Annotated in this window: 19 protein-coding genes; 6 read left to right on the top strand and 13 right to left on the bottom strand. The window is 70.1% G+C overall.

Features of this window, described 5'->3' with window-relative positions; all coding sequences use genetic code 11:
* Positions 1-47: 47 nt before the first annotated feature.
* Entirely contained in the window at positions 48-413 is a 366-nt protein-coding gene (locus ASD84_RS25330; RefSeq protein ID WP_162251539.1) for a hypothetical protein, read from the top strand.
* A 4-nt stretch (positions 414-417) separates the two neighbouring features.
* Here ASD84_RS25330 and ASD84_RS14845 read toward each other — a convergent pair whose 3' ends face one another.
* Positions 418-1,266, bottom strand: a complete 849-nt coding sequence (locus ASD84_RS14845) for a hypothetical protein (protein ID WP_056711851.1) — start codon at positions 1,264-1,266, stop codon at positions 418-420.
* A gap of 150 nt (positions 1,267-1,416) precedes the next feature.
* On the opposite strand from ASD84_RS14845, the gene ASD84_RS14840 reads away from it, so the two are divergent.
* Positions 1,417-2,100 (top strand): PilZ domain-containing protein, encoded by a 684-nt coding sequence (locus ASD84_RS14840; protein ID WP_056711848.1) that lies wholly within the window; start codon positions 1,417-1,419, stop codon positions 2,098-2,100.
* 8 nt (positions 2,101-2,108) lie between these two features.
* Here the strand turns inward: ASD84_RS14840 and ASD84_RS14835 are convergent, their stop codons facing one another.
* The 7 genes from ASD84_RS14835 to ASD84_RS14805 all read right to left on the bottom strand — a co-directional run bounded on the left by ASD84_RS14835 (position 2,109) and on the right by ASD84_RS14805 (position 7,750).
* Positions 2,109-2,306, bottom strand: coding sequence for a hypothetical protein (locus tag ASD84_RS14835; protein WP_056711845.1), 198 nt, complete (start codon positions 2,304-2,306; stop codon positions 2,109-2,111).
* Between the two features lie 94 nt (positions 2,307-2,400).
* Positions 2,401-3,384 carry a hypothetical protein gene (locus tag ASD84_RS14830; protein ID WP_056711843.1) on the bottom strand — a complete coding sequence of 328 codons (984 nt, stop codon included), beginning with the start codon at positions 3,382-3,384 and terminating at the stop codon, positions 2,401-2,403.
* A complete protein-coding gene (locus ASD84_RS14825; RefSeq protein WP_200954582.1) occupies positions 3,381-3,890 on the bottom strand; it encodes a SigE family RNA polymerase sigma factor in 510 nt (169 codons plus the stop codon). Before ASD84_RS14825 ends, ASD84_RS14830 begins: the two co-directional genes overlap by 4 nt.
* Before the next feature lie 82 nt (positions 3,891-3,972).
* Entirely contained in the window at positions 3,973-5,139 is a 1,167-nt protein-coding gene (locus ASD84_RS14820; RefSeq protein WP_056711840.1) for an acetyl-CoA C-acetyltransferase, read from the bottom strand.
* Positions 5,132-5,758 (bottom strand): TetR/AcrR family transcriptional regulator, encoded by a 627-nt coding sequence (locus tag ASD84_RS14815; protein WP_056711837.1) that lies wholly within the window; start codon positions 5,756-5,758, stop codon positions 5,132-5,134. The genes ASD84_RS14820 and ASD84_RS14815 overlap by 8 nt, the downstream gene beginning before the upstream one ends.
* Positions 5,736-6,539 carry an SDR family oxidoreductase gene (locus ASD84_RS14810; RefSeq protein ID WP_056711834.1) on the bottom strand — a complete coding sequence of 268 codons (804 nt, stop codon included), beginning with the start codon at positions 6,537-6,539 and terminating at the stop codon, positions 5,736-5,738. The genes ASD84_RS14815 and ASD84_RS14810 overlap by 23 nt, the downstream gene beginning before the upstream one ends.
* Positions 6,536-7,750: an acyl-CoA dehydrogenase family protein gene (locus tag ASD84_RS14805; protein WP_056711831.1), complete on the bottom strand. Its 1,215-nt coding sequence runs from the start codon at positions 7,748-7,750 to the stop codon at positions 6,536-6,538. Before ASD84_RS14805 ends, ASD84_RS14810 begins: the two co-directional genes overlap by 4 nt.
* A gap of 40 nt (positions 7,751-7,790) precedes the next feature.
* Between ASD84_RS14805 and ASD84_RS14800 the strand changes: the two genes are divergently transcribed.
* Genes ASD84_RS14800 through ASD84_RS14785 form a run of 4 tightly spaced genes read left to right on the top strand, consistent with a single transcriptional unit; the run spans position 7,791 to position 12,344 of the window.
* Positions 7,791-9,287, top strand: coding sequence for a FadD3 family acyl-CoA ligase (locus tag ASD84_RS14800; protein WP_056711829.1), 1,497 nt, complete (start codon positions 7,791-7,793; stop codon positions 9,285-9,287).
* Positions 9,287-10,447, top strand: a complete 1,161-nt coding sequence (locus ASD84_RS14795) for an acyl-CoA dehydrogenase family protein (RefSeq protein ID WP_056711826.1) — start codon at positions 9,287-9,289, stop codon at positions 10,445-10,447. The genes ASD84_RS14800 and ASD84_RS14795 overlap by 1 nt, the downstream gene beginning before the upstream one ends.
* Entirely contained in the window at positions 10,444-11,361 is a 918-nt protein-coding gene (locus tag ASD84_RS14790; protein ID WP_056711823.1) for an acyl-CoA dehydrogenase family protein, read from the top strand. The genes ASD84_RS14795 and ASD84_RS14790 overlap by 4 nt, the downstream gene beginning before the upstream one ends.
* Entirely contained in the window at positions 11,358-12,344 is a 987-nt protein-coding gene (locus tag ASD84_RS14785; protein ID WP_056711820.1) for an acyl-CoA dehydrogenase family protein, read from the top strand. Before ASD84_RS14790 ends, ASD84_RS14785 begins: the two co-directional genes overlap by 4 nt.
* On the opposite strand, the gene ASD84_RS14780 is transcribed toward ASD84_RS14785, so the two are convergent.
* Genes ASD84_RS14780 through hsaD form a run of 5 tightly spaced genes read right to left on the bottom strand, consistent with a single transcriptional unit; the run spans position 12,274 to position 16,711 of the window.
* Entirely contained in the window at positions 12,274-12,777 is a 504-nt protein-coding gene (locus ASD84_RS14780) for a hypothetical protein (protein ID WP_056711817.1), read from the bottom strand. The genes ASD84_RS14785 and ASD84_RS14780 overlap by 71 nt on opposite strands.
* 36 nt (positions 12,778-12,813) lie before the next feature.
* Positions 12,814-14,154 (bottom strand): trypsin-like serine peptidase, encoded by a 1,341-nt coding sequence (locus ASD84_RS14775; RefSeq protein WP_156391956.1) that lies wholly within the window; start codon positions 14,152-14,154, stop codon positions 12,814-12,816.
* Positions 14,155-14,214: 60 nt separating this feature from the next.
* The gene (locus ASD84_RS14770; RefSeq protein ID WP_235531125.1) at positions 14,215-14,877 is read right to left on the bottom strand and encodes a flavin reductase family protein; all 663 of its coding nucleotides are present in this window, start codon (positions 14,875-14,877) and stop codon (positions 14,215-14,217) included.
* Positions 14,878-14,912: 35 nt separating this feature from the next.
* Positions 14,913-15,812 carry an iron-dependent extradiol dioxygenase HsaC gene (gene hsaC, locus ASD84_RS14765; protein WP_056711812.1) on the bottom strand — a complete coding sequence of 300 codons (900 nt, stop codon included), beginning with the start codon at positions 15,810-15,812 and terminating at the stop codon, positions 14,913-14,915.
* Positions 15,809-16,711: a 4,5:9,10-diseco-3-hydroxy-5,9,17-trioxoandrosta-1(10),2-diene-4-oate hydrolase gene (hsaD, locus tag ASD84_RS14760; RefSeq protein WP_056711810.1), complete on the bottom strand. Its 903-nt coding sequence runs from the start codon at positions 16,709-16,711 to the stop codon at positions 15,809-15,811. The genes hsaC and hsaD overlap by 4 nt, the downstream gene beginning before the upstream one ends.

Here is a 16,711-nt window from a genome sequence, read left to right as displayed (position 1 = left end):
CAGCATGCGGTGACGGGCCGAGCGCCGCCACTGGATATTCTCCAGTGGTGAGCCAGCCGACGACGACCCCCGATCCGGGCGCTCCGCGTCGCAAGCACCTGATGGACCCGAACGCCCCGCGCAAGGCGCCGGACCCCCAGGCGCTCGAGCGGCTGGCCCGCGTGCAGCGCCGGGTGGTGTCCGTCCTGGCCATCACGACGGTGCTCCACCTGTCCGCCGGACTCGTCATCGCCGCGGATCACGTCGGCAAGGACCGGCTCGACGCCCAGCTGACGCTGCTCACGATCGCGACCATCTTCATGGTCGGCGGCATCGCCGCCACCCTGGTGATCAACCACCGGAAGTGGCTCTCGCCGTGGTTGCTGATCGGACTGACCCCCGGCCTCGTCGGCCTCTGGTGGATCGTCCTCTGAGGCGTCAGTCCTCGATCTCGACCGGGTAGACGTCGTGCTCGGTCCCGGCAGCGAGCGTGAAGCCCCAGCCGGTCGGTAGCGCGACGTAGGGCCAGATGGCGGGATGCGCCTGGTACATGTCCTGGAGCGTGGCCACGGTGAACCCGACGGTCTTGCTGACCGTCTCGAAGTCGTCGTTCTCGGCGAACACGACCCACCCGGTGTCCCTCCGCTCCTCGTCGGCGGGGAAGCGGGCGCCGTAGACGAGCAGCGACTGCGGCGTCACGTTCTTGGCCAACAGGCCACTGCCCAGCGGCCACGGCGGCTCGGCGCGTGCACCCAGCCGCTCGCACACCTCCTGCTGGTCGCTGCGGAGACGCGGCGCGGCGAGCGGGTCCAGCGGCGAGGTCGGATCGGTCCGCGGATTCTCCGGATCGGCCTCCCACTTCGCGAGGAACGCCAGGAAGTCGTCGAAGTCCGGCACCGGCGCACCGGTGCCGATCAGGTGCGACAACGGGATCCGCAGGAGGTCGTTGGGCAGCAGTCGGGTGTGGGTGCCGAACGGCAGGTTGTCGAGAGCACACTCGACGGTGTCGCCGTCGACCTCCAGCACGATGGCCCACATCCGCTCGACCTGCGTGACCAGGTTGGGCTTCCCGGCTTCGTCGTACGGCGCGAGGCCGTCGCGTGCGACGTCGGCAATCGTCACCACCAGGAACATCGCACGGACCAGGCTGCCGGGAACCAGAGCAGCGAGCTCGGCCGGCGTCGGCATCTCGAACGTGTCCGGGTGACTGGCCGCCGTCGGTCGCGGATCGACGAGCTCCCAACCACCGTGCGTGAGCAGGGCCGAGAGGTCCGCGGAATCGGTCATGGCGTCGGATCGTACCGGTGCGTCACCGCCTCGATGTTGTTGCCGTCGAGGTCGCGCACGAAGGCGCCGTAGTAGCCGGGGTGGCGGCGACTGGGCCCCTCATTCCGACGGAGTGCTCAGGTCGGCGACCGCGCAGCCGACCAGAACAACATGTCGGTGCCCGCCCCGGACCCAGTCGGCCCCGAAGTTCACCCCGCGATCCTGCAGACCGTCGACCTCACGCTGCGCCCGACCGCGGGCGAGCCGGTCGCATTCACGACCCGCGTGCTGGACGTCGAGCCGCAACCTGATGGCCGGTCCACCCTCGTCGTGGCGTGTCCTGACGGCCACGACCCGCTCGAGCACCACTTCGAGGCAACCGTGTCGTGGTCCTATCCCCTGGGCCGGATGGAGTGCCCCGTGAGCACCCGGCCCGGACGGCGCGCGTACGGCAGGGTGTGGCTGTTGCGTCCCGCGGCCACGGCCACCCGCATCCAGGAGCGGGCCTTCTTCCGCGCTCGGGTGTCGGTCCCCGTCGTCCTCACCTGGACCGAGGAGTCCGAAGGAGACGAGGACCCCGTGGTGCGCGACCTGACCGCCGTCGCGGTCGACCTCGGCGAGGGCGGCCTGCTCGCCGTCGTACGCACCGAACCGCCCGCCGCCGGCACGCTCGTCGAGTCGACGGTGCGCGTCGACGGCATCAACTACACCCAGCCGGCGCGGGTGATCAGGCACGTCGGCTTCGCCAGCGGCGGCATCGGTGTCGCCGTCGCCTTCATCGACCCCACGGTCCACGGTGACCGGTTCCGCAAGGTGGTGTTCGAGTCCGAGCGTCGGCGGCGCCGCGTGCGGTGAGTACGACGTCAGGCGGCGCGCTGCTGATCGGGGACACCGTGCGGAAGCCGGTGAGCGAGCTCGACCGCTCCGCTGGCGAGACGGCGTACGCCGCGCTCGTCGGGACGGCCGCGTGTCCAGAGGACAGCGATGGAACGACCGGCGATGCAGCCCAGCGCATAGGTGGCGAGGACGTAGACCGGAATCTCTGTACGACGGTGGCTCATGATGCCCCCTTTCCCTTGTGCAACTCATCGGCAGCGGCGTGCTGGCGTTGAGGAACATGCCCGGGAAAGGGGGCTCTCACAACGTGCGCGGTGATCAGCGCACTTCGCAGTCGACCGGGTCGTCGCAGTCCCGGAGCGGGTGGTCCTCGATGACCTCGCCGCTGGCGTCGTAGGCGATCACCTTGGCGAGCTCTCCCGGGACCTCACCGAAGAAGATCGACTCCCCCGGCACGAGCGTGCCGGCCTCGACCGTGCCGGCGACGACCGTGCCGTCGGTGGCGACGAAGTCGGCGCGCGCCACCGCGGTGCCGTCCAGACCCGCGATCGCGAGGGTCGCATCGGCGCCGTCCAGCGTGCTGTCGCTCGCGAAGACCTCCATCGGCGCTCCGGGAGTGAGGAAGTCGTCGGTCCCCATGCCCCAGTCGAGGAACCACTTCCCGCCGTGTCGCGTGAGCACCGCCGGCGAGCAGTTGGTGCCGTCGCGCGACCGGTCCTCGGCCCCGGGTTCGATGCAGCCGAGGTAGCGCGGGCCGAGGTCGACGATGACGCCCGTGATGTCGGTCGTGCCGACGGGTTGGCTGTTGCCATCCCCTGCCGCCATCTCCAGCTTGTCGGTGCCGTCGTAGAGCCAGACGGGGAAGACGCCGTCGCGGTACTCGGTCACGCCGCCGTAGCTCGGCTCGGGAAGCTCCACGGCCTCGCCGCGCAGCGTCACGGGGATGTCGGGCAGGCCGTGCGCGGCGTCCGGTGCGGGAATCAGCACCTTGGTGGGCGACAGCTGGCGAGCGCCGGGAATCTCGGCCAGCGCGCGCTCCGCGAGCGGGGTGAGACCCGCCGGCGCCTGCGAGGTCGGCTCGCTGGCGAGCAGGTTGTCGTCACCCCGGCCGCTGCCGTCGAGCAGCATCACGCCGCCACTGACGGCCGCAACCGCCAGGACGGCCGCGCCACCGACCGCCGCCGTACGCACGCGCCGCCGACGGCGTCCCTGCCGCCTGATCGTCGCCAGGTCGGGCCCCCTGCCGGCGACGCCGTCGCCCGCGAGCTCCCGCTCCAGTTCCTCGAGTTCGAAGTCACTCACCGTGTTCCCCTTGCATCGTCGGTCTCGGTCACGATCGACACCCGGAGCTTGCCCAGCGCCCGCGAGAGCGAGCTCTTCACCGTGCCCGGCGCAATGCCGAGCTCGTGCGCCACGTCGGCCTCGCTCAGGTCGCAGTAGTGCCGCAGCACCACCACCCTGCGCTCCCGGTCGGTCAGGCCGGCGAGCAACCGCGCGATCTGGTCCCGGTCGGCAACCCCGCCTTCGCCGCCCGTCACGGGTACGACGTCCAGCGCCGCGTCCCCGACCTCGACGAGGCGGCGACGACGCATGCGGTCGATGTTGGCGTTGAGCAGGACACGGCGGGCGTAGGCCCCCGCGTCGTCGTTGCGCACACGGCGCCACGACGCATAGGTCTTCACCAGCGCGATCTGGGCAAGGTCCTCTGCGAGATGGTGGTCACCGGTCAGCAGGAACCCGATCCGGCGCAGGCGCGGCCACGCAGCCGCCGCGAACTCGTCGAACCGTGCATCTGACTCACTCAGCATTCACTGTCTCCCTCGGGTGTCACTCTTCCTTACGCAGAAAGGGCACGCGAGGTTCTGCAGTGAGCAGACCAATGCCGAGGACTCAGCCCAGCCGTTCGATGATCGTCACGTTGGCCTGACCGCCGCCCTCGCACATCGTCTGCAGCGCGTAGCGACCGCCGGTGCGCTCGAGCTCGTTGAGCATCGTGGTCATCAGGCGGGTGCCGGTCGCACCGATCGGGTGGCCGAGGGCGATGCCGCCGCCGTTGACGTTGACCTTCTCGTGCGGCGCGCCGGTCTCCTTCATCCAGGCCAGCACGACCGACGCGAACGCCTCGTTGCACTCGAAGAGGTCGATGTCGCCGACGGACAGTCCGGACTTCGCGAGCGCGTGCTTCGTGGCCTCGATGGGACCGGTGAGCATCCAGACCGGGTCGTCGCCGCGCACCGACAGGTGCACGACGCGGGCCCGCGGCGTCAGGCCGTGGTCCTGCACGGCCTGCTCGGAGGCGATCAGCATCGCCGACGAGGCGTCGCAGATCTGCGAGGCGACCGCCGCGGTGATCCGGCCGCCGGGCGCGAGCGGCTCGAGGCCCGCCATCTTCTCCAGCGAAGTCTCGCGCGGGCACTGGTCGACGTCGAAGACAGTGCCGTCCTCGAGCGTGAAGGGCACGATCTCGCGAGCGAAGCGGCCTTCGGCGATGGCCGTCCGGGCGCGGGTGTGCGAGGCGAGGGCGTACTCCTCCATGTCGAGCCGCGAGATGTCCCACTTGGCCGCGATCATCTCGGCGGAGTTGAACTGGCTGACCTCGACGTCGCCGTAGCGCTTGGCCCAGCCCGGGGACTCGGCGAACGGCGTGGAGAAGCCGTACTGCTGGCCCACGAGCATGGCCGCGGAGATCGGGATGGCGCTCATGTTCTGCACGCCGCCGGCGATGACGAGGTCCTGGGTGCCGGACATGACGCCCTGGGCAGCGAAGTGCACGGCCTGCTGGGACGAGCCGCACTGGCGGTCGATCGTCACGCCGGGCACGTGGTCGGGCAGGCCCGCGACCAGCCAGGAGGTACGGGCGACGTCGCCGGCCTGCGAGCCGATCGTGTCGCAGCAGCCGAGGATCACGTCGTCGACGGCGCCCGGGTCGATTCCGGTGCGCTCGACCAGGGCGGCCAGCGTGTGCGCCGCGAGATCCGCGGAGTGCACGCCAGCGAGCGCTCCCCCGCGCTTGCCGACGGCCGTCCGGGCAGCGTCGATGATGTAGGCCTCAGGCATGTGTTCCTCCGGTGGTCGAGCTTGTCGAGGCCCCGATCCCGTCGAGCAGGATCCGGACGTACTGGTCAGCGATGTCGGTGTGGGTCAGGTCGCGGCCGGGGCGGTACCAGCGCACGGCCACCCACACGGTGTCGCGGATGAAGCGGTAGGTGAGCGTGACGTCGAGGTCGGGGCGGAGCACGCCGGTGCGGACCCCCTCCTCGATCAGGGTGACCCAGACCTGGCGGGACTGGGCGTTGCGGTCAGCGAGGTAGCCGAACCGCTCGAACGTGCCGAGGTGACCGGCGTCGTTCTGGAAGATCGCGACCTCGTGCGGGTGCTTGTCGATCGCCTCGAACGAGACGCGGACGGCGGACTCGAGCTTGGTGCGGGCGTCGTCGCTGCTGGCCAGGATGGCGTCGTACTGCCCGAAGAGCTCCTCCTGGAAGGTCGACAGGATCTCGTCGACCATCGACTCCTTGGAGTCGAAGTGGTGGTAGAGGCTGCCCGAGAGGATGCCGGCCGCGTCGGCGATGTCGCGCACCGTCGTGTTGCGGAAGCCCTTGTCGGCGAAGACGTTGGCCGCGATCGCGAGCAGCTGCTCGCGCCGGCTCGGCTCAGGCGTGCTGGCTGCTGACACTGATCACCTCTCCGGTCAGGTACGACGAGTAGTCGCTCGCGAGGAACACCATCACGTTGGCCACCTCCCACGGGGCTGCGGCCCGCCCGAAGGCCTCGCGCTGCTTCAGCTCGTGGAGGAGTTCGGGCGAGGTCACCTTCTCGAGGAACGGGTGCATCGCCAGGCTGGGCGAGACCGCGTTGACCCGGATGCCGTGCGGCGCGAGGTCGAGGGCGGAGCAGCGGGTCAGCGCCATCACGCCTGCCTTCGCGGCGGCATAGTGGGCCTGGCCCTCCTGCGCGCGCCAGCCGATGACCGACGCGTTGTTGATGATGATCCCCTTCTTGCCGGCCGCGACGAAGCGCTGGCCGGCCGCACGGGTGGCGCGCATGGTGCCGGTGAGGGTGATGTCGATGACCCGGTTCCAGGTCTCGTCGGTCACCTCGAGGATCGAGTCGGTGCCACCCAGGCCGGCGTTGTTGATGAGTACGTCGACCCCGCCGAACTCGTCGGCAGCATCGAGGAGGGCCTGGACGTCCTCCTCCTTCGTCACGTTGCAGACCAGCTGGCGCACGCGGTCGGCACCGAACTCGGCTCCCAGTGCTTCTTCGGCCTCCTTGAGGCGACGCTCGTGGGTGTCGCTGAACACCACCGCCTTCGCGCCCTCCTCCAGGGCCCGTCGTACGACGGCCGCACCGATCCCGGCACCGGCGGCCGCCGTCACCACGATCACCTTCCCGGCCAGCAGGTTGTGGCCCGGCACGTAGTCGGGGGTGGGCTGTTCTTCGCGAGTGATCGTCATCCGCGTGGCTCCTTGGGTAGTCCGAGCACTCGCTCGGCGAGGATGTTCTTCTGGATCTCGTCGCTGCCGCCGTAGAGCGTGTCGGCTCGCGAGAACAGGAAGAGTCGCTGGTGCTCGTCGAGGTCGTAGGACCCCGGCTCCGGTGCCGACGGGCGCGACAGCAGCCCGTCGGCACCGGCGACGTCCATGGCGACCTCGCCGAGGGTGCGGTGCCAGGTGGCCCACGCCAGCTTGAAGATCGAGCCGGCGCCACCGCCAGCGGCCGAGTCCTGACCGCCCTCGACCAGGGCGAGCGAGCGCAGCGCGAAGCTGCGGATCACGGCGAGCTCGGTCTTCGACCGGGCCAGCCGGTCGCGGACGATCGGGTCGTCGATGGAGCCGTTGGCCTTCGCGCGGGCGACCACCGTCTCGAGCTCGCGCTCGAAGCCGACGGTCTGGCCCAGCGTGGAGACGCCGCGCTCGAAGCCGAGCAGGCCCATCGCCACGCCCCAGCCGCGACCGGGCTCGCCGACGACCATGTCCGCAGCGGTTCGGGCCCCGGTGAAGAAGACTTCGTTGAACTCCGAGCCGCTGGTGAGCTGCTCGATCGGCCGGATCTCGACGCCGTCCTGGTCGAGCGGGACGAGGAGGAACGACAGGCCCTGGTGCCGGACGGATCCCGGCTCGGTGCGGGCGACGACGAAGCACCAGTCGGACAGGTGGGCCAGCGAGGTCCACACCTTCTGGCCGTCGATCACCCACTCACCCGTCGCTTCGTCCCGTCGCGCCTTCGTCTGCACGTTCGCCAGGTCGGAGCCGGCGCCGGGCTCGGAATAGCCCTGCGACCACAGCTCGCGCACCGCGACGATCTCCGGCAGGAACCGCTGCTTCTGCGCCTCGGTGCCGAACGCGATGAGGGTGGGGCCCAGGAGCTGTTCGCCGAGGTGGTTCACGCCAGCGGGGGCGTTCGCCCGGGCGTACTCCTCGTGGAAGATCACCTGCTGCCAGAGCGAGAGCCCGCGGCCGCCGTACTCCTTGGGCCAGCCGACGGCGGTCCAGCCGTGCTCGGCGAGCAGCCGGTTCCACGCCAACCGCTCGTCGTGCGCCTCGTGCTCGCGCCCGGGGCCGCCGCGGCCGCGCAGGTCGGCCCACTCGCCGGACAGGTGGTCGCCCAGCCAGGTCCGGATCTCCGCACGGAAGGCGCGGTCGTCGGCGCTCTCGGTCAGGTCCACCTCGCCACCATACCAAGCAAATGCTTGGTAGGGTGCAGCCATGGACACGATTCCCGCCGTCTTGCGCGCGGCCGCGGACAGGTACGGCGAGAAGCCGGCCTACGTCGACGGTGACCGCACGGTCTCCTTCAACGGGATCCTCGACCTCGTACGTCGCACCGCGGCCGGCTATCGCGAGCGCGGGTTCGGTGCCGGCGAACGGGCCGCCCTCTGGGCGCCGAACAGCATCGACTGGGTCGTTGCAGCGCTGGCCGTCTCGTACGCCGGCGGCACCCTCGTGCCCCTGAACTCCCGCTACACCGGTCACGAGGCGGCCGACATCGTCGAGCGCTCCGGCGCCACCCTCGTGCTCGTGGCCGATGGCTTCCTGGGCCGTGACCAGATCGGCGAGCTCCGGAGTGCTGCCGAACTGCGCAACGTGCGCGACGTCATCGACCTGGCAGCCCTGGACCAGCTCGCGGCCGAACCCGGCGACATCGACGAGATCGCGGATGCCGTCACCCCTGACGACGTCGCCGACATCCTCTTCACCTCGGGCACGACCGGCCAGCCGAAGGGCGCGATGAGCGCACACCGCCAGACCGTCGGTGTCGCGCGCGCGTGGGGCGACCTCGGAGGGGTGACCGCGGACGACCGCTACCTCGTGGTCAACCCGTTCTTCCACTCCTTCGGCTACAAGGTCGGCATCATCACCGGCCTCACCACCGGCGCCACCCTCTACCCGCTCGCCACCTTCGACCTCGACAGGACGATGGCCCTCATCGAGTCGGCGAAGATCACCGTGCTGCCGGGTGCGCCGGCGATCTACCAGTCCCTCCTGGCCGCGCCGAACCGCGCCGACCACGACCTCACCTCGCTGCGGCTCGCTGTGACCGGAGCGGCGGTCGTGCCCGTCGTACTCATCGAACGGATGCGGGAAGAGCTGGACATCAACCAGGTCGTGACCGCCTTCGGCATGACCGAGGCCGTCGTCGTCACGATGGCCCGCGCCGGAGACCCGGCCGAGCTCGTCGCCACCACCTGCGGACGCGCCATCCCCGGCATGGAGGTCCGGATCGACGCACCCGACGGCGAGGGCGGTGAGCTCCTCGTCCGTGGCGACTTCGTGATGCTCGGCTACCTCGACGACCCCGGGGCGACCGCTGAGGCCATCGACCCCGACGGCTGGCTGCACACCGGCGACGTCGGCGTCCTCGACGACCAGGGCAACCTGCGGATCACCGACCGACTCAAGGACATGTACATCTCGGGTGGCTTCAACGTCTATCCCGCCGAGGTCGAGCAGGCGCTGATGCGGATGGACGGCATCACCGACGTCGCCGTCGTCGGCGTCCCCGACGAGCGGATGGGCGAGGTCGGGAAGGCGTACGTCGTGGTCTCGACAGGCTCGACCAACGAGGTGACCCCTGAGGCCGTCATCGCCTTCGCGAAGGACCGCCTCGCCAACTTCAAGGTGCCGCGCTTCGTGGAGCACATCGACGCACTCCCCCGGAACCTCGGGGGCAAGGTGCTCAAGAACGAGCTGAGGAAGAAGTAATGGACCTGACCCTCTCCGAGTCCGAGCTGGCCTTCCAGGCCGAAGCCCGGGGCTGGCTGGCGGCGAACGTACCGACGGAGCCGCTGCCGTCGCTCGACACTGCCGAGGGCTTCGAGCTGCACCGGCAGTGGGAGGCGAAGCTCTCGGACGCACGGTGGTCGGTCGTGTCCTGGCCCGAGGAGTACCACGGTCGCGGGGCGTCCCTCGTCGAGTGGGTGATCTTCGAGGAGGAGTACTACCGGGCCGGCGCACCCCTGCGGGTCGGCCAGAACGGCATCTTCCTGCTGTCCCCCATCCTGTTCGAGCACGGCACCAAGGACCAGCAGGACAGGTTCCTGCCGTCGATGGCGACCGGCGAGAAGGTCTGGGCGCAGTGCTGGAGCGAGCCGGAGGCCGGTTCCGACCTCGCGTCGTTGCGCTCGACCGCCCGGCGGGACGACGACCGCGGTGGCTGGGTGCTCAACGGGCAGAAGATCTGGTGCTCGCGCGCCGCCCTCGCCCACTGGGGCTTCGGGCTGTTCCGCAGCGACCCGGACGCCCAGAAGCACTCCGGGCTGACCTACTTCCTGTTCCCGCTCGACGCCGAGGGCGTCACGGTACGTCCCATCGCCCAGCTCGATGGCGAGGCCGGCTTCGCCGAGGTGTTCTTCGACGACGTCTTCGTCCCGGACGCCGACGTGCTCGGCGCGCCCGGCGACGGCTGGCGCGTGGCCATGAGCACGGCCGGCAACGAACGTGGCCTCTCGCTGCGCTCGCCCGGGCGGTTCACCGCCGCTGCCGACCGGCTGCTGGACCTGTACGACGGCACGTCCGATGGTCCGGACCGCGAAGCGGCCACCACGGCCGTCGTCGACGCCTGGATCAAGGCCGAGGCCTACCGCCTCTACACCTGGGGCACCGTCACGAAGCTCAAGGACGGTGGCGACATCGGCGCTGCCGGCTCCGTCAACAAGGTGTGGTGGAGCGAGCTCGACATCGCACTGCACGAGACCGCGCTCGACCTGCTCGGGAACGGGGCAGAGGTCGAGTCCCGCTGGCTCGACGGCTACACCTTCTCGCTGTCCGGCCCGATCTACGCCGGCACCAACGAGATCCAGCGCAACATCATCGCCGAGCGGATCCTCGGTCTGCCCCGCGAGCCGAAGGGAGTCCAGAAATGAGGTTCGAGCTCACCACGGACCAGAAGGACTTCGCGTCCTCGCTGGAGTCCCTGCTCGCCGCCTCCGACACCGTGGGCGCTGCGCGCGCCTGGGCGGAGGGCAACCACGAAGCGGGCCTGAAGCTGTGGCAGCGGCTCGCCGAGCAGGGGCTCACCATGCTTGCCAGCGAGGCGACTCCTGTCGAGGTCGTCGTCGCCTTCGAGGCGCTGGGCCGCCACGCAGTGCCGTGCCCCTGGGTGGAATCGGCGGCGTACCTGCCGCTCGCGCTGGGTCGCGAGATCGAGGGTGTGGCCACGGTGGCGGTCCCTCCGCAGGTGCCCTGGGCGCTGGACGCGGATGTCGCCGATGAGGTGTACGTCGCGGGGCCCGACGGGCTGTCTGCGGCGACTGTTGGTGAGCTGAACGTGTCGGTGGACCGGGCGCGACGGCTGTTCGACGTGCGTCTCGATACGTCCTCGCCTGGCGGCTCGGACTACTCGACGAACTTGCGGGCCGCGTTTGATCTGGCGGTCCTCGCCACCGCTGCCCAGCTGCTCGGCGCCGGCGAGCGGGTGCTGGCCGACTCGGTCACCTACGTGAAGCAGCGCAAGCAGTTCGGGCGCGAGATCGGGTCGTACCAGGCGATCAAGCACGCGCTGGCCCACGTACGGATCGCTCTGGACTTCGCGCGCCCACTGGTCTTCGGCGCCGCCCTCGACCCGACGCCGCGCAGCGTCTCGGCGGCGAAGGTGGCCTGCGGCGATGCGGCGTACCTCGCCTCCCGCACCGGGCTCCAGGTCCACGGCGCGATCGGCTACACCCAGGAGTTCGACCTCAGCATCTGGATCACGAAGATCCGCGCGCTGGTCACCGCCTGGGGCACACCAGCGTTCCACCGGGCGCGCATCCTCGAGTCCCTGTTGGCGGAGCGATGAGGTTCGCGCTCAGCGAGGAGCAGACCGAGCTCGCCGCCACCATTCGCAGCCTCTTCGAGAAGCGGGCAGACTCGACAGCTGTCCGCGCCGCGTCGACGTCACCCACGGGACACGACGAGGCCCTCTGGGCAACCCTGTGCGAGCAGATCGGCGTCGCCGCCCTCAACATCCCTGAGGAGTACGACGGCGTGGGGGCCACGTTCTTCGAGACCGCCGTCGTCCTGGAAGAGCTCGGCCGGAGCCTCGCACCGTCGCCGCTGCTGGCCACGGTCGTCGCAGCGGAGTCGCTCCTCGCAGGCGGCACCGAGGACGCGAAGCGGCGCCTGCTCCCCCGCATCGCAGCCGGTGAGATCGCGACGATCGTCCTCGACGGTCCGGTCCTCGACGCTGATCGGGCGGCCATCGTGCTGGCCGTCATCGGCGACGACCTCGTCGAGGTCACCGGTGCCACGGCGACGTGGACCGAGTCGATGGACCAGTCCGTCCGGCTCGGCCGCGTCGACCTGTCCGCGGCGCAGACCACGGTCATCGGCGACGGCACCGCCGCCCGCACCCGGGCCGAGCTGATCGGGGCGGCCGCCGTGTCCGCCCTCGCCGTCGGCCTGTGCGACCGGGCCCTGCAGACGACGACCGGCTACACGAAGGAGCGGGTGCAGTTCGGACGCCCCATCGGGTCGTTCCAGGCGATCAAGCACCGCCTGGCCGAGGTGTTCGCCGCGACCGAGCTGGCGCGGTCAGCGAGCTGGGCGGCGTCGTACGCGCTGGCCGAGGGCACGGACCCTGTGGAGGCGGAGTTCCTCACCCACGCGGCGGCGTCGTACGCACTCGAGACGGCTCAGCTGGCGGCGAGCGAATGCATCCAGCTGCACGGCGGCATCGCGATCACCTGGGAACACGACGCGCACCTGGTCTTCAAGCGGGCTCACTCCCTGAGCCACCTCTTCGGCGCACCACACCGACACCGGGAATCCGTGGCGCTCTGATCACCCTCCGGGGCGCAGCCGGCCGGGGCCGGACCTTCTCGCTCTCGGTGTGCACGACCGCCGTGAAGCCGTCCTCCCCCTGGAGCGCCGCCCGGATGGACGGTGCGGCGAGACGGACGACCTCGTCGACCGTCGCCGACGCCAGCGGCTCCAGCTTCAGGACGTAGCGGGTCATGGCCAGTCCGATCAGCTGCGACGCCACCAGCTCGGCCTTCATGGTCGACATCGCTCGGCGCTCGGAGATGGGCACGAACCGCGGATTCAGCACGGCCTTGTTGATCCAGCCGTAGAGCTTGGGTGCTCCCGGGCCGAAACGCGTCGAGTTCCGGACCATGCCCAGCATCCGCTGGCGCGTGCGCGGGTGCTCGCAGAGCAGCAGGAAGCGCCGCAGCAGGCGGATCGCGAAGTCTTCGGTGGGGTCAAGGCTGTGCATGTCGAGACGATCGTCCCCCAGAACCCGACCAATTGGTCAGCCAACAGGGGCAGTGCAGCCCGTGGCGTCGACCACAGCCGCCGTCCGGTCCACCGGCAGCGGACACGGGTAGACCCGGACCCGCACGGTGGCCGTGGCCGTGGTGGTGCGCACGCGGTACCACCGCAGGCCCACTCGCGCCGGCTTCTGCTGGAACTCCACGATGCCGTCGCCACCGGTCCGCTTCACCTCGACCCGATGCCACGCACCGTTGGCCGAGTACCGCACACCGAGCACGACTCGGGTGCTGGCCGACGTGCGCGACCTGAGCCGGACGAGCTGTCCCCGACCGACGCGTGGGGGCACTGCCCGCAGCGAGATGCTGGTCCGTGACGCGGCCCGATCCGTCGTACGAGGTGCGACCCGTGAGGCACGCGCAACCGAGAGCAGGGTCAGGATCGAGCGGCCCACCGGGTGGGCGATGAGGTACGCCGGCCCGGTGACCGTGCGACGCGAGGTGACCGCCCAGATGAAGCCCACATTGGCGTTGGCCATCGAGATGAACCACGGCCCACCGCTGGCCCCGCCGGTCAGCGGGCAGGGGATCTTCGCGTCGCCCGCACTCTCGAACGGCGTGGTGTTCCCGACGCAGCGCTGCACGGTCTCGCCGTTGTACACGCCTTCGGCCGGCCAGCCCCAGACCCGGATGTCGGACTCCGTGGCCGGGTAGTTCCAGGCCAGCCCGTTGCCGCCCACGACCGAGACCAGGTTGAGGCCGCTGCGCGGAGCGACCTCGATGAGCGCCTGGTCGAAGTCGAGGTTCTCGGAGTCAATCCACTGCTGGTGGGTGATCGCGCGGGTACCGGCCCACTTGCCGTCGGGCGCAGCGCCGTTGGCGTAGCGCGGCACGAAGAGGAAGTTCGTGTAGTACTGACCGGGACAGATCTGGGTCCCCAGGAGTCCGCACGCCTTGGGCTTGCCGCTGTGCGCACAGTGAGCCGCCGTGATGATGACGTTCTTCTCGGCCGTGTTCACCGCGGCGGCCGAACACACGGCGTTGCCCTGCGGCGTCGTGAAGAACAGCTTGCCGACGCTCCGGGGCGCCGTCAGCGTGGTCGCGCGGCTCGTCGAGCGGGGCGCGGCGGCGCGGGGCTTGATCGGGTTGCCGACCTCGTCGAGCCCGAGGGGCAGCGCCGACTCCATCCGGTCCGCCGTCCAGTAGTCCTCCACCCCCGTGGAGTCGAGAGACTGGGCGTAGGCGGCGTTCGCCAGGACGATCGGAGCGTTGCGGCTCTCGCTCCGCGGTCCACCCTCTGCTGGCGTCGCCAACAGGAACCCGAGTGCGAGAACGCACCCCAACGCCGCTGCCGACCACCGAACCACAGACGTCTTCGTCACGCCGATTCCCCCCGATTCCCCCTGGACCACACGGGAACAACGCGCGGGCGGGCGCTCAGGTCACGAATCGGTCGTGCGGTATCGCCCCTTGAAATAGAGGAGGGGTTCGACGACGGCGGCCGCGGCCTGGTTGGTCTCCAGGTGCTCGACCTTGCCGATCACCACGTAGTGGTCACCGCCCTCGTAGACCGCGTGGATCGTGCAGTCCAGGTGCGCCAACGACCCGTCGATGACCGGTGAGCCGGTCGACGCCGCGGGCGTCCAGTCGATCCCGGCGAACTTGTCCGCACCCTTCGAGGCCATCTGGCCCGAGACGTGCTCCTGATCTGCCGCGAGCACGTTGACGCAGAACCTCCCCGAGCGCTGGATGAGGGGCCACGCCCGCGACGACCGGGCGGGGACGAACATGACCAGAGGCGGGTCGAGCGAGACGCTCGAGAAGGACTGGCAGGTCATGCCCACCGGTTCGCCGCCACTCATCGTGGTGATCACGGTGATGCCGGAGGCGAAGCAACCGAGCACGTCGCGGAACCGGCGGGCGGCCGCCTGGGCCTCGGGGTCGTCGTGGACGGCGACCTCTTCGCCGGGACGCAGCTCGAAGTCGACCTCGGCGTCACCGAGCCAGGACTGGATCAGCTCGGGATGGGGCCAGGTGGCTCGCGCGTCGGCGCTGATCCCCTCGGGGATGTCGTCTCCCGACGGAGGAAGCCCTGGTGCCGGCACGGCGCCCACGGTAGCGATCCCGATCCCGCCGGCGCTCAGTGCCCGCCGCCGAAGACGTGACCCCAGTACGAGACCGCGGTCGACTCACGGGCGACCCAGCGCTGGTCGTCGACGGTCATGCCGTCGGTGCCGAACTCGATGTCGAAGCCGCCCGGGGACTTCACGTAGAACGAGACCATCTCGTCGTTCATGTGGCGCCCGAGCGTCGCGGACAGCGGTGCACCGTTCTTGCGGACCCGCTCCAGTGCACGGCCGACGTGGTCGAGCTCGTCGACCTCGAGCATCACGTGGACGCACTTGCTCGGGTTCGGCATCGGCAGGAACGCCAGCGAGTGGTGGCGCGGGTTGACGCCGAGGAAGCGCAGCCAGACCTTGCTGCCCGGCTCCTTGCCGACGAACTCGCCCGGCATGCTCATGGAGTCACGCAGCCGGAAGCCGAGCACCTCGGTGTAGAACCGGAGCGCCTCGACGTCGTCGAGGACCGGCACCACGATGTGGCCCAGGCCCTGGTCGCCGGTCACGAACCTGGCGGCGTACGGCGTCACGACGGGACGCGATTCGTAGGTGATGCCGTGGTAGAGCTCGAAGACGTTGTCCCACGGGTCGCGGAACCGGACCAGCTCCTGGACCCGGCGCTCGGCGAGCTCCTCGCGGGTGCCTTCCTCGAACTCGACTCCGGCCTTCTGCAGGTGCTCACGCGCAGCCTGCAGGGCCTGGTGGTCGGCGAGCTCCCACCCGGTGCAGTCGAGCTGGTCGACGTCGGACGGGAACACGACAATTCGGGCCGAGACCTCGTCGATCCGCCAGTACTGGTGGTCCGGGTTCGGGCCGCGGCCCTCGGCCAGGCCGAGGACCTTGCCGGCGAACTTCGTCCACGCGTCGAGGTCGGTGCTGGCCACGCGGATGTAGCCCATGGACTTGATGTCGATGGTCATGCCGGAGTCCTTTCGACGTGGCGGGACAGGAAGGCGGTGCAGATCTCGGCGAACTCGTCAGCCGCCTCGATCTGCGCCCAGTGGCCGCAGTTCGGGAAGACGTGGAGCTGAGCCTTGGGGATCTGCTTGAGCGCGACCAGGGCACCGTCCAGCGGGTTGACCCGGTCCTCGCGGCCCCAGGTGAGCAGGGTGTGCTTGCGCAGTCGGTGCGCCTCGCGCCAGAGCATGCCGTCCTCGGCCCACTCCGGGTTCCAGAACGACATGCCCATCGAGCGCATCGCCTCGAGCGAGCCGGGTGCGGTCGCGTCGGCGAAGCGTTCCTCGACCAGCTCGTCGGTGACCAGCTTCTGGTTGACGACCATCGTCGAGATGAACGCCCGCAGTGCCTCGCGGCTGGGGTTCATGCTGAAGTCCATCAGCCGCTGGACGCCCTCGGTGGGGTCGGCGTGGAACAGGTTCACCGACAGCCCACCCGGGCCCATCAGGACCAGCCGGCCGACGCGGTCCGGGTTCTCCAGCGCGAAGCGCATGGCCGTGCCGCCGCCGAGCGAGTTGCCGAGCAGGTGGATCTTCTCGATCTGCAGCTCGTCGAGCAGCTTGAGGAGGTAGGACGCCGAGTGACGGAAGTAGTTGGCCGTCACCTCCGGCTTGTCCGAGGAGCCGAAGCCCGGCTGGTCGACCAGCAGGGTCCGGAACGTCTGGGCGAAGCGGGGCAACGCGGACCCGAAGTTGCTCCACGCGGACGCGCCCGGCCCGCCACCGTGCAGCAGCACGAACGGCAGCCCGCCACCCACGAGTTCTCCGGTGGTCGAGCTTGTCGAGACCCCGGCCTCGTAGTAGTTCAGCGTGATGTCGCCGGCCTTCGCCGAGCGACGGGTCGCTTCTTTGGAGAAGTCCAC

The organism is Nocardioides sp. Root682 (genome assembly GCF_001427795.1).
In the GTDB taxonomy this organism is placed as follows: domain Bacteria; phylum Actinomycetota; class Actinomycetes; order Propionibacteriales; family Nocardioidaceae; genus Nocardioides.
The sequence above is the reverse complement of the archived record's forward strand: the minus strand, read 5'-3'. Positions and strand labels throughout refer to the sequence as shown.

Coding starts and splice junctions, on each gene's coding strand:
- ASD84_RS14845 (WP_056711851.1), bottom strand. CDS start 1,266: ATGACCGATTCCGCGGACCTCTCGGCCCTGCTCACGCACGGTGGTTGG.
- ASD84_RS14840 (WP_056711848.1), top strand. CDS start 1,417: ATGTCGGTGCCCGCCCCGGACCCAGTCGGCCCCGAAGTTCACCCCGCG.
- ASD84_RS14835 (WP_056711845.1), bottom strand. CDS start 2,306: ATGAGCCACCGTCGTACAGAGATTCCGGTCTACGTCCTCGCCACCTAT.
- ASD84_RS14825 (WP_200954582.1), bottom strand. CDS start 3,890: ATGCTGAGTGAGTCAGATGCACGGTTCGACGAGTTCGCGGCGGCTGCG.
- ASD84_RS14820 (WP_056711840.1), bottom strand. CDS start 5,139: ATGCCTGAGGCCTACATCATCGACGCTGCCCGGACGGCCGTCGGCAAG.
- ASD84_RS14810 (WP_056711834.1), bottom strand. CDS start 6,539: ATGACGATCACTCGCGAAGAACAGCCCACCCCCGACTACGTGCCGGGC.
- ASD84_RS14800 (WP_056711829.1), top strand. CDS start 7,791: ATGGACACGATTCCCGCCGTCTTGCGCGCGGCCGCGGACAGGTACGGC.
- ASD84_RS14795 (WP_056711826.1), top strand. CDS start 9,287: ATGGACCTGACCCTCTCCGAGTCCGAGCTGGCCTTCCAGGCCGAAGCC.
- ASD84_RS14790 (WP_056711823.1), top strand. CDS start 10,444: ATGAGGTTCGAGCTCACCACGGACCAGAAGGACTTCGCGTCCTCGCTG.
- ASD84_RS14785 (WP_056711820.1), top strand. CDS start 11,358: ATGAGGTTCGCGCTCAGCGAGGAGCAGACCGAGCTCGCCGCCACCATT.
- ASD84_RS14780 (WP_056711817.1), bottom strand. CDS start 12,777: ATGCACAGCCTTGACCCCACCGAAGACTTCGCGATCCGCCTGCTGCGG.
- hsaC (WP_056711812.1), bottom strand. CDS start 15,812: ATGACCATCGACATCAAGTCCATGGGCTACATCCGCGTGGCCAGCACC.